This is a genomic window from Geodermatophilus sp. URMC 62, assembly GCF_052931475.1.
Genome location: NZ_JBRFHY010000001.1, coordinates 4,365,421 through 4,376,393 on the forward strand (window position 1 = coordinate 4,365,421; position 10,973 = coordinate 4,376,393).

Sequence of the window (10,973 nt, forward strand, 5' to 3'; positions counted from 1 at the left end):
AGAGGGGCCTTGCATGACCACTCGCACGACCACCACGACCGCACGCGTCCACCTGCTCGACGGCTTCCGCGTGTCGGGGGACGACGGGACCGCGCCGGCCACCGCCGGCGCCCTGCCCCACGGTGTCCAGCGGCTGATCGCCCACCTGAGCCTGTGCGGACGCCCGGCGCGCGGGGCGATCGCCGGCCAGCTGTGGCCCGACGTCCCCGAGGCGCAGGCCCACGGCAGCCTCCGGTCGGCGCTGTGGCGGGTGCAGAAGGCCGTCCCGGGGCTGGTGGACGTGTCCGGCGGCGCGGTGACCCTGGCCGCCGGCGTGCGCGTCGACGTCCGCGAGCTCGTCGAGTGGGCACACGCCGTCCTCGACCCGGCGGTCCCCGTCGACGGCATCCGCACGCCGGCGGCGGCGCTCGCGGGGGAGCTCCTGCCGGGCTGGTACGACGACTGGGTCCTGCTGGAGCGCGAGCGGCTGCGCCAGCTGCGCATGCACGCCCTCGAGGTGCTGGCCGACCGGCTCGTGGCCGCCGGCCGCCACGGCGAGGCGGTGCAGGCCGCCTACGCGGCCGCCCGCGACGAGCCGCTGCGCGAGAGCGCGCACCGGGCGATCGTCCGGGTCCACCTGGCCGAGGGCAACCTCGCCGAGGCGGTCCGCGCCTACACCGCCTTCCGGGACGCGCTCGCCCGGGAGCTCGGCGTCCCGCCGACCCGCCAGATGCAGGAGCTGGTGTCGCGGTGGCAGGTGCGCGTCGTCGCCGGCCGCCCCGGCCCGGCCGGCGTGCCGCGGCCCCGCTCGGCGGCCGCTCCGGTGCCCGCCGGGGCGCGGGGCGCCTGACGCGGGGGACCGGCCGGTCCGGGAGGGGGAGCGCGCCGTGCTGCTGGTGCTGTTCGACCTCGGCGACACGCTGGAGTCCGGCGGCGTCCTCCGGCCGGGGGCGCGCGAGCTGCTGCAGGAGCTCACCGACCTGCGCGCCGGTGGGCGGCCGGCGGTCGTCCTGGGGCTGCTGTCGGACACCCGCGACCCGGTGGACGCCGCGGACGTCGCCGCGGTCGTCGCGGAGTACTCCGCCCTGCTCGACGCGCTGGGCATCCGGCGCTTCTTCGAGCCGCTGTCGCGGCGGGTGACCCTCTCCGCGGAGGTCGGGGTGCGCAAGCCCGCGCCGGCGGTCTTCCGGGCCGCCGTGGCCCGGGCCGAGCCCGCGCTGACCCTCTCCGACGTCGTGTTCGTCAGCGAGCACGCCGGCCACGTGGCGGCCGCGCGGCGGCTGGGCGCGGCCGGCGTCCACCTGCGCCCGCCCGGCGGGGCCGGTGGCGACGTGGCCGGGCTGCCCGACCTCCTCCCGGTCCTGCGCGACCTGGTCGGGGCGGCGGCCGCCCACCGGCGTGCTCCGGGCACCGACCCCGGAGGTGCCCGGACCCGGCTGGGCGAGCACGTCGTCGTGACCCGCGACGCGCCCCCGGCCGACGAGCCGTCCGACCGCGAAGCGGGCGGTGTGGTCGCGGTGGACGGGGCCGGCGCGCAGCGGCTGTTCCTCGTCGTCCAGAACGGCCGGCTCTTCCAGGCCGACCACCCCGAGGTGCCGGTCCTCGTCGACACCGGCCGCCACCTGGTCGTCGACCTCGAGCCGGAGGAGGCGGAGCGGCTCGCGGGCTCCGGCGGCGCCTGCTGGGCGCTGCGCCCCCTCCCCGTCGGCCCGGTGGTCACCGCCGTCGGCCCGGTGGTCACCGCCGCGCCCGCTCCCGCGGCCGGCCGGGAGGAGCCGGAGTGGGTGCGGCGCTGCGTGGCCCGCCTCTCGCGCGAGGAGCTGGCGGCCGACCTGGCCACGCTGGCCGCCCACCGCACCCGGCACTCCGCGAGCGCGGGGTTCGACGAGGCCGCGGCCTGGGGCGCCGCGCAGCTGACGGCGGCCGGTCTGACCGTCACCACCCAGCCGGTGCCCCGCGGGGGCGGGCGCTGCCGCAACGTCGTCGCCGACCGGCCCGGCACCGGCCCCGCCCCCCGCGACGTGGTCCTGGTGACCGCGCACCTGGACTCGGTCAACCGGCTCGGCGCGCCCGCGCCCGCGCCGGGCGCCGACGACAACGCCTCGGGCAGCGCCGGGGTGCTGGCGCTGGCGCGGGCGCTGGCCGGCTCGCCGTCCCTGCTCGACCTGCGGCTGGTGCTGTTCGGCGGTGAGGAGCAGGGGCTGTTCGGCAGCCGGCGCTACGTCGAGGAGCTCCCCGGCCCGGAGCGCGCCCGCATCCGCGCGGTGGTGAACATGGACATGATCGCCGGCCGGAACACCGCCGTCCCGGGGGTGCTGCTGGAGGGGGCGGCGGTCTTCCGGGACGTCATCGACGGGCTGGCGCGGGCCGCGGCGGCCCACACCGGCCTGGCCGTCAGCGTGGGCCTGAGCCCGGCCAACAGCGACCACGTGCCCTTCACCGACGTCGGCATCCCCGCCGTCCTGACCATCGAGGGCGCCGACGGCAGCAACCACAGGGTGCACACGGAGGAGGACGCGCTCGCGCACGTCGACCTCGACCTGGCGCTGGAGATCCTCCGCATGAACACCGCCTTCGTCGCCGGGACGCTCGGCCGACCGGAGGCGGAGGAGCCCGCGGGCGCGTCCCCCGGCTCCAGCGGAACGGTCGCGTGACGCGGCGGTGACGCCCGGCGCCCTACCGTCGCGGCCCAGCCGGGGAGGACCCGGACCCGCCCAGGGAGGAGCCGACCGTGCCCAAGCGTCTGGTGCTGTGCTGCGACGGCACGTGGAACACCGCCGACCAGGTGCACGGCGGCCGCCTGTGTCCGACGAACGTCACCAAGGTCGCCCTGGGGGTCGACCGCGAGGACGGGGACGGCGTCGAGCAGCGGGTGTACTACCAGCAGGGGGTCGGCACGAAGCCGGGGGAGCGCATCCGGGGCGGCGCCTTCGGCGTGGGCCTCTCGCGCAACGTGAAGGACGCCTACCGGTTCCTGGTGGAGCACTACGAACCCGGCGACGAGCTGTTCCTCTTCGGGTTCAGCCGCGGCGCGTACACCGCCCGGAGCACCGTCGGCCTGGTGCGCAACTGCGGCGTCCTCCGGCGCGAGCACGCCGGCCGGCTGGAGGAGGCCTACGACCTGTACCGGTCACGGGCCGCGCACCCCCGTGACCTGGAGTCGCAGCTGTTCCGGCGGTCCTACAGCCACGAGCCGCGGATCCGCTTCCTGGGCGTCTGGGACACCGTGGGCTCCCTCGGCATCCCGTCGGTCGGACTGGGGCTGGCGCGGCTGGCCAACCACCGCCTCGAGTTCCACGACACCCGGCTGAGCGGCACGGTCGACGCCGCCTTCCAGGCGCTGGCCGTCGACGAGCGGCGCCGGCCCTTCGCCCCGACCCTGTGGGACCGCGCCTCGGTCGCCGGGCGCCCGGACGTCGAGCAGGTGTGGTTCAGCGGCGACCACTGCGACGTCGGCGGCGGGCACCCGGAGTCCGGGCTCGCCGACATCACGCTGCTGTGGATGGTCGACCGCGCCCGCTCCTGCGGACTGGCCTTCCGCGACGACGCCTACCGCCGGCCGGCCGACGGCGCGCCGGAGCGCTTCGACGGCCGAACCTTCCCCGTGGACCCCGACCCCCTGGGGACCCTGCACGACTCGCGGCGGTGGTTGTACCGCCTGCTGCGCCCCTACGCGCGGCCGATCGGCGCGGAGGACCCGGACTCGGAGTCCGTCGCCTCCAGCGCCGTCGCCCGGCGGGAGGACGCGCGGGCGCGGTACGCGCCGCGCCGGCTGGTCGATTACCTGGCCGAGCGGCCACGGGTCATCGAGGTCCCGCTGCGGGTCGGCCCGCCCGGCCGCCGGCCCGTCGGCGCCGGGGCGGCGGAGGCCGACGGCGGCCGGTGACGTCCCGGTGACGGCGGCCGGTCAGCCTCGGGGCGACGACCGGGTGCGATGACCCGCGAGCGATGACCCGGGAGCGATGACCCGGATGCGATGACCCGGGAGCGATGACCCGGGTGCGATGACCCGGGTGCGACGAGGACGAGGGCGGACGACGCCCGGACAGGGGACGACGTGGTCACCAGGGACCTGCCGCAGGACTTCCACGCGCTCTACGACGCAGGCGCCCGCCGCGTCCGGGGCGGGCCCCCGCCGACGGCCGGGGAGCCGGCGGACGGGAGCGGCCGGCCGGCCGCGGCCGCCGCTGTCGGCGCCGACACGGGGCTGCGCGTCGAGCACGACGAGGCCACCGGGCTGCCCAACCGCGTGGCGGGCCTGTCGCCGGGCGCCCGCCTGACCGCGCCGACGGGCGGCACCCCCGAGGAGGCGGTGGGCCGCTTCGTCGCCGAGCACGGGGACCTGTGGCGGCTCGCCCCGCAGGACGCCGACGGCGTCGCCGTCGCCTCGGTCAGCGGCACGCGCCTGCGCACCGCCCACCTGGTCCAGCGCGTCGACGGCGTCGAGGTGTTCGCCTCCGACGTGACGGCCGCGATCGGCCCGGACGGCGACGTCGTGTCCGTGGCCGGCCAGTTCTTCCCCGGCGCGGCGGAGGCGGGCCGGGCCGGCCGGGCCGCCGGCAGCACGCCCGAGGAGGCCATCGCCGTCGCGGCGTCCGACCTCACCGGCCTGCCGTACGAGCCCTCGTCGTTCGTCGCCGAGGAGCCCGACGGGGACGACGGGGACGCCGCGGCGGCCGGCGCGGGCGCGTGGCGCAGCTACCGGGCCGCGGCGACCGACGGGCCGGCGTTCGAGCGGCCCGTGCGGGTACGGGAGGTGCTGTTCCCGCTCGGCGGCGGGCAGTTCGCGCGGGGCTGGCACCTGGAGCTGTGGATCCGGACGTACCCGGCCTTCGCCTACGTCGTGGAGGCGGCGCCGGAACCGGAGGTGCTGTTCCGCAGGAACCTGCGGGCCGACGTCGCCTTCAGCTACCGGGTGCACAACACCGGCGACGCGGTGTGCCGGCCCGAGGACGGTCCCGCCCCCGGCTCACCGCACCCGACCGGCGTCCCGGACGGGTTCCAGGCGCCGACCGTCCCCGAGCGCCTGGTCACGCTGGAGAGCCTGCTGCCCGGCCGGCCGTGGCTCCCCGACGACGCGACGACGACCGTGGGGAACAACTGCACCGCCTACGCCGACCTCGCCGGACCCGACGGGCTGGGCCCCGGGGACGTCCTCGGCACGGTGACCGGCCCGCGCGTGTTCGACCACGTCTACGACCACGCCAAGCCCGCGTCCGACCCGGAGAACCTGCAGGCGAGCCTGGTCGGGATGTTCTTCCACGTGAACTGGCTGCACGACCGCTGGTACGAGGCGGGCTTCGACGAGGCCGCCGGGAACGCCCAGCGGGTCAACCTCGACGGCGTCGGCGTCGGTGGCGACCCGGTCCTCGCCGAGGGCAACGACTTCAGCGGCAGCGACAACGCGAACATGCAGACGCCGGCCGACGGCGCCAGCCCCCGCATGCAGATGTACGAGTTCCGCGCCGTGACGCCGTCGCGGACCAGCAACCACGAGGCGCTGATCACCTTCCACGAGATGGGCCACTACGTCACCAACCGGCTCGTCGGCAACGCCAGCGGGCTGGCCAACCGCCAGGGCCGGGCGATGGGGGAGGGCTGGGGCGACTTCTTCGCCATCTGCATGACCTCGCAGGAGACCGACGCGTTCGACACCGGCGTCTTCCCCGTCGGCGGGTGGACCGACCTGACGCCCATCTTCCACGACAACTACTACTTCTCGATCCGCCGTTACCCCTACTCGGTGGACACGGCGAAGAACCCGCTGACCTTCCGGCACATCGGCGACGGCGCCGTCCTGCCGAAGGGCCCGCCGCGCAACCCCCACGGCGGCGGCGCCAACAGCGAGGTGCACAACGCCGGCGAGGTGTGGTGTGCCGCGCTGTGGGAGGTCTTCGTGGCCCTCGTCGCCCGGCACGGGCACGCCGAGGCCGAGCGGCGGGTGCTCGAGTACGTCATCGGCGGCCTGAAGCTGACGCCCTCGATGCCCACCTTCACCCAGGCCCGCGACGGCGTCCTCGACGCGGTCGCCGCCCTGGACCCGGACGACCTGCCCGACGTCTGGGGCGGGTTCGCCAGGCGCGGGATGGGCGTGGGCGCGGTGTCCCCGCCGGCGACCTCGACGTCACTGGCCGGTGTGGTGGAGAGCTTCGCCACCCCGTGACCGCGCACGTGCTGACCCTGCGCCGGACCGAGTTCGTCCTCTGGCGCCCGGCCCGCACCGACCCGGTGCCGCTGCTGGTGATCGGGCGGCTGCAGCCCGGCGCGCCGGTGACGCTGGTGGGGGAGCGCTCGGTGCCGCTCGCACCCTCCCCGCACGGGGCCGACCTGTGGACGGTGCCGGCCGCGCGGTGCGGCCTCGAGGACGGGCAGGTGTGGCACTACTGGTTCGAGGTGACCGATGCCCACCCCGGCCGGTCCGGGCAGCGGGTCCGGGTCACCGACCCGTGGGCCACCACGGTCGACTGGCGGCTGCGGGCCCCGCAGCCGCCGGGGCCCGGGTACACCGCGGCCGACCGCTACCCGGCGTCGGTCGTGCGCTGGCGCGACGGGGTGCTGGAGCCCTGCGACCCCGGCGGCGAGTACGGGGAGCTCGACGACGTCCCTCCGGCGTCCCTGCCGCCGAACAACCGGATCGTCCTCTACGAGCTGCCGACGGCGTGGTCGGCCGGGAGCGGGGAGGGCCGCTACGAGCGCGGGGTGGGCACCTTCCGGGACGTCGCGGCCCTCGTCGACCGGGCCGCCGGCGGCGCGGACTTCGCCGCGCTGGACGTCACCGCGCCGGGCCGCTCGTACCTGGTCGACGAGCTGGGCGTCAACGCCCTGGAGCTGCTGCCGCCGGCCGACAGCGCCTACGTGCGCACCTGGGGCTACGGGACGACGGACTTCGCGGCGCCGGACGCCGAGCTGGGCTCCCCGCTCGACTCCTCGCACCCGACGCCCAACCGCGACCTGCGCGCGCTGGTGGCGACCCTGCACCGGCACGGGGTGCGCTTCTTCGTCGACTCGGTCACCGCGTTCGCGCGCGACCACCCGTACCTGGCCGCGGCGACCGAGGACTTCTTCGTCCTGGACCCCGCGACGGCCGACCCGGCCGACCCCGACCGGTACGACTCCCGCGGGGGCCTGCGCAACGGGTACGGCAGCACCCTGTTCCGCTTCGCCGCCCGCCCCGAGGGCTCCGACCCCGTCACCGGGGAGCACGGGCCGCTCTCGCCGGCCTCGGGCCTGCTGCGCACGGCCCTGGCGCGGTGGATGACCGACCTCGGCGTCGACGGCATCCGGCTCGACAGCATCGAGAACGTCGCCAACTGGGACTTCGTCGGCGCCTACCGCGACCTGGCCCGCTCGCTGTTCCTGCAGCGGTGCGGCGCCGCACCCGGCGACCCGGAGGCCGAGGCCCGCTTCCTCGTGGTGGGCGAGGAGCTGACCGAGCCGCCCGCCCTGCTGACCCAGCACCGCCTCGACGGGCTGTGGCACGAGGGGTTCAAGCGCTGCGCCCGCGCCGCCGTGCTCGGGCAGGACGTCGACGGCCTGGGCTTCGCCGAGACCGTGCGCCGGATGGTCGACTGCCGGGCGTCGGGCTACGGGGACCTGTCCCAGGCGGTGATCTACCTGACCTCGCACGACGTCGAGGGGCTGCGCAACGAGCGGCTGTACGACTTCCTGCGGGCCAACGGCGTGGCCGACTGCGAGAAGCGGGTCGAGCTGGCCTTCGCCTGCCTGCTGACGGCGGTCGGCGTGCCGCAGATCCTGGCCGGCGACGAGTTCGCCGACCAGCACGACCTCGTCGACCCCTCCGGCCACGTCACCGAGGCCTCCGGCAAGCAGGTGGACCCGGTCAACTGGTCCCGGCTGGAGGAGGACTGGCGGCGGCGGGTGCAGCGCCACGTGGCGCGGCTGGTGCGGCTGCGGACCACCAGCGACGCGCTCGCGGTCAACGACGTCGAGCTGCTGCACGTGGACCTCGACGGCAAGCGGGTCGTGGTCTGGCGGCGCGGGCGGCCCGGCGCCGACGAGCAGGTGGTCGTGGTCGCCAACTTCTCCGACTACACGACACCGCCTGGTCCCTCCGCCGAGTACGTGGTGCCGACCTGGCCGGCCACGCCGCAGGGACGGCGCTGGCGCGAGGTCACCCAGGAGCGCGACGTCCCCCCGGAGTGGGCCGGGCGCGAGCCGCTGTTCTCCTGGGAGGCGAAGGTCTACGCCCTGGTGCAGGCCGCGTGACACGCCGGTGACGCCCCCGTGACGACCGGTGCGTGAGGTGGGGTCGTGACCGACCTGCTGCCGGAGACGACGACCGACGAGCTCCTCCCCGGGGCCCTCGACGCGGACGGCGCCGGGCGCGCCACGACCCCCACCGGGACCACCGCGGGCGGCCCGGCCGACGCCGGCGGGGACGGGCACCTGCTCGCCGCGCTCCGTCGGCTGGTCCGGGCCGGGGAGGCCGCGTCCCTCGCCGACCTCGACGTCTCCGCCATCGACGTCGCGTACGTGACCGCCGGCGGCCGGCGGGTCCCCGAGATCACGATCCGGTTCACCCTCGACGGCGAGCCCACGGGGGCGCACACGGCGCCGCGGACCGCCCCTGCCGCGTCCCGGGCCGCTGCCGCGGACGCCGCCGAGGTCGTCGAGGGCTACGACGCCGCCTTCCTCGGCGAGCAGGTCCCCGCGCCCGTCGCCGGCGCCGCCGTCCTGGCCGACGTGGCGCGCACGGTCGACGGCGGCACCGTCGTCGACCACGTGCACTTCTCCCTGCAGATGAGCGCCTCACGCCGGTTCGCCCGCTGGGTCGCCTGGAACATCGACGGCGGCGCCCTCAAGGCGCTCAGCCGCAACGGCCTGCGGTTCGTCAAGGACCCCCGGATCGCCGAGGACCTGCAGGTCGGCGACGAGCTGTACGCGGGCAACCGGCTCGACCGCGGGCACCTCGCGCGCCGCGCCGACCTGACCTGGGGCAGCCTCCCCGTCGCCGAGCGGGCCAACCGCGACTCCTTCTACTTCACCAACATCACGCCGCAGATGGACGACTTCAACCAGAGCGCGCGGGACGGCGTGTGGGGACGCCTGGAGAACGCGGTCCTCGCCGACGTCGACGTCGAGGACCTGAGGGTGAGCGTGTTCGGCGGGCCGGTCTTCGCGGACGACGACCGCGTGTACCGCGGGGTGCGCCTCCCGCGCGAGTACTGGAAGGTGATCGCCTTCCGCACCGACGGCGCCCTGCGGGCGCGGGCCTTCCTGCTGACCCAGGCCCTCGACCAGCTCCCGATCCTCGAGCTCGACGAGTTCCGGGTCTTCCAGGTGGCCCTCCCCGAGCTCGAGTCCCGCACCGGGCTGCTCTTCCCTGACGTGCTGCGGGCGGCCGACACCCCGGTGCTCCCGGCGCGGACCGGGGAGCGCGAGCCGCTCGGCAGCGTCACCGACATCCGGTGGTGACCGGCACCTCCCGCGGTCCGGCACCGCGGGAGGCGGAACCCGGCGGTGTCAGCGCCCCTGCCGCCACCTCCTGCAGACGGGCACCGCGCCCGGCCCCGACGGGACCGCGGCGGTGCACCCGGTGACCCCGACCGGAGGTGGACCGTGACCGCGAGCCCGCCCGAGCCGTCGTCCCCGTTCCTGCGCGCCCTCGAGGCGGCCCGGGCGCTGGGCCGCGCCGACGGGCTGCTCGCGGCCGGGTTCGAGCCGGCCGGGGAGCCGGCCGCGACCGGCTCGTGCTGCCACGGGCTCGACCCCGACGACCTGGCCCGCCTCGTGTGGGACGCCGGGGCGGGCACCCCGCCCGCCGGGGTCCGGCTCGACGCCCCGCTGTGGTACGCGCAGGGCTTCCGCGAGGGGCTGGCCGGCGCCCGGTCCCCGTCGTCGCCGGAGCCCGCCCCGGACCCGGTCGGGCACCGGCAGGCGGCCCCGGGGACGCCGTGGCGGCGGGGGCTCCCCGAGCCCTTCTGACCCCGCGCGCGGGTGGTCCGGGCCGGCCCCCGGCCGCCCGTGGGAGGGCACCTGTGCCGCGACGCGCCGCGTCGGTGACGAACGAATCCGTCTCCTGCCTTGCCGTGCTGGTCACTCCGCAGGATGCTGCCCGTACTCCGATGGCGGGACACGGCTCGACAACCGGTCCCGGCTCGGCCCACGTACCGACGCGCAACCGAGATCCCAGGAGGAGCCGGTGACGGCGACCCAGGAACGGACCAGCAGGACCGGCGACAAGCTCTCCGGCCGGGTGGCCTTCGTCACCGGAGGGACCCGCGGGATCGGCGCGGCCATCAGCCGCAGCATGGCCGCCCAGGGTGCCGACGTCGCCGCGGGCTACAGCGGCAACGACGAGGCGGCCGAGCGCTTCCGCAAGCAGTTCTGCGACGACTTCCCCGACCAGGGCTTCTCCGTGCACAAGGGCGACATCAGCAACCCCGAGGACTGCCGCCGCACCATCCGCGAGGTCATCGACAAGCACGGCCGGCTCGACATCCTGGTCAACAACGCCGGCATCACCGCCGACCGCACCGTGCTGAAGATGACCGACGACGACTGGCGGCGGGTCATCGACGTCAACCTCTCCGGCGCCTTCTACCTGTCGCAGGCCGCGCTCAAGCACATGCTGGAGCGGGGCAGCGGGCGGATCGTGATGATCTCCTCGGTCATCGGCGAGATGGGTGGCATCGGGCAGTCGAACTACGCCTCGGCCAAGGCCGGACTGCTGGGCCTGACCAAGACGCTGGCCCGCGAGGCCGCGATGCAGGTGCAGCGCTCCGGCAAGACCGACGGCCTCGGCATCACGGTGAACGCCGTCACCCCCGGCTACACCGCCACCGAGATGCTGGACACGGTGCCGGACAAGGTGATCGAGGGACTCAAGCAGAAGATCCCGCTCGGCCGGCTGGGTGAGCCCGAGGAGATCGCCCGCGTCGTGCACTTCCTCGCCGCGGACGCCTCCGGTTACATCACCGGCCAGGTCTGGGGGGTCAACGGCGGCCTGGACATGTAGCACCCGCGCCCCCGTC

Annotated in this window: 8 protein-coding genes; all 8 read left to right on the top strand. The window is 76.3% G+C overall.

Going from position 1 to position 10,973, the window contains the following annotated elements; translation table 11 throughout:
* The first annotated feature begins 13 nt into the window (after window positions 1-13).
* A complete protein-coding gene (locus ACU616_RS21155) occupies window positions 14-829 on the top strand; it encodes an AfsR/SARP family transcriptional regulator (protein WP_446760381.1) in 816 nt (271 codons plus the stop codon).
* A 37-nt stretch (window positions 830-866) separates the two neighbouring features.
* Entirely contained in the window at window positions 867-2,633 is a 1,767-nt protein-coding gene (locus ACU616_RS21160) for a M28 family peptidase (protein WP_446760382.1), read from the top strand.
* A 77-nt stretch (window positions 2,634-2,710) separates the two neighbouring features.
* Window positions 2,711-3,865, top strand: a complete 1,155-nt coding sequence (locus ACU616_RS21165; protein ID WP_446760383.1) for a DUF2235 domain-containing protein — start codon at window positions 2,711-2,713, stop codon at window positions 3,863-3,865.
* 171 nt (window positions 3,866-4,036) lie between these two features.
* Window positions 4,037-6,142: a M36 family metallopeptidase gene (locus tag ACU616_RS21170; RefSeq protein WP_446760384.1), complete on the top strand. Its 2,106-nt coding sequence runs from the start codon at window positions 4,037-4,039 to the stop codon at window positions 6,140-6,142.
* Complete coding sequence (locus tag ACU616_RS21175) at window positions 6,139-8,205, top strand: hypothetical protein (RefSeq protein ID WP_446760385.1); 2,067 nt, start codon at window positions 6,139-6,141, stop codon at window positions 8,203-8,205. The genes ACU616_RS21170 and ACU616_RS21175 overlap by 4 nt, the downstream gene beginning before the upstream one ends.
* A 45-nt stretch (window positions 8,206-8,250) precedes the next feature.
* Window positions 8,251-9,414, top strand: coding sequence for a DNA/RNA non-specific endonuclease (locus ACU616_RS21180; protein ID WP_446760386.1), 1,164 nt, complete (start codon window positions 8,251-8,253; stop codon window positions 9,412-9,414).
* A 144-nt stretch (window positions 9,415-9,558) separates the two neighbouring features.
* Window positions 9,559-9,924 carry a hypothetical protein gene (locus ACU616_RS21185; protein ID WP_446760387.1) on the top strand — a complete coding sequence of 122 codons (366 nt, stop codon included), beginning with the start codon at window positions 9,559-9,561 and terminating at the stop codon, window positions 9,922-9,924.
* Window positions 9,925-10,141: 217 nt separating this feature from the next.
* Window positions 10,142-10,957 carry a beta-ketoacyl-ACP reductase gene (locus ACU616_RS21190; protein WP_446760388.1) on the top strand — a complete coding sequence of 272 codons (816 nt, stop codon included), beginning with the start codon at window positions 10,142-10,144 and terminating at the stop codon, window positions 10,955-10,957.
* The last annotated feature ends 16 nt before the right edge of the window (window positions 10,958-10,973 follow it).

Bases quoted from the DNA above. Each gene is read 5' to 3' on its own strand.
- ACU616_RS21155 (WP_446760381.1), top strand. From the start codon at position 14: ATGACCACTCGCACGACCACCACGACCGCACGCGTCCACCTGCTCGAC.